The 524-nt window shown below is 46.6% G+C and carries 1 protein-coding gene; it reads right to left on the reverse strand.

Annotated features, from left to right (window positions below; translation table 11 throughout):
* Positions 1 to 434, reverse strand: a 434-nt coding sequence (locus Q0954_RS34370) for a hypothetical protein (RefSeq protein ID WP_299466717.1), incomplete at its 3' end; no start/stop codon positions are given.
* Between the last annotated feature and the right edge of the window lie 90 nt (positions 435 to 524).

Consider the following 524-nt stretch of genomic DNA (forward strand, 5'->3'; position numbering starts at 1 on the left):
TGTGCCTTGGCACTCAGCAGTATCTTTGCCGCGTGATAATCAGGGGGCAGGTACTTTTTCACTTCTTTTACTTCTACCCGTTCTTTGTATTTATCTACCTTTACTTTTACCACCACTTGCTCTTTGTAATACATGCCTTGGGTGCGCTGTACCAGGGTACTCTGGGCAAGGTCTACGGTAATGGCATCGCCAATCTGGTTGGCTTCGGCTACTTTTTTGGCAAAGTTCTGATTGTTTTTGAGCCAGTGATAAACCGAGCTACGTGATACCTTGACTCCCAACTGCTGGCTGGCGCGTTCACAGGCAAGTTGGCGGTTACCCCCCGTATGTACTAATGCCTCTATAAAAGCCTTTTGTTTGTCAGGGGTGGTGTAGTGTTCGTTAGCCTTGCTTTTCCTTTGGGGCGATATGTCGTTTTTTTTACCTTTGCTCATTTTGCTTCGCGCGCGCGCATGGGCGTGTCCAATTTGCCCAATGTAAGTTGTTGTTACTTAGTAATAGCCTACATTTGACGGTAGTTACAA

Origin of the sequence: uncultured Microscilla sp. (genome assembly GCF_947493425.1) — a bacterium.
Lineage (GTDB): Bacteria > Bacteroidota > Bacteroidia > Cytophagales > Microscillaceae > Microscilla.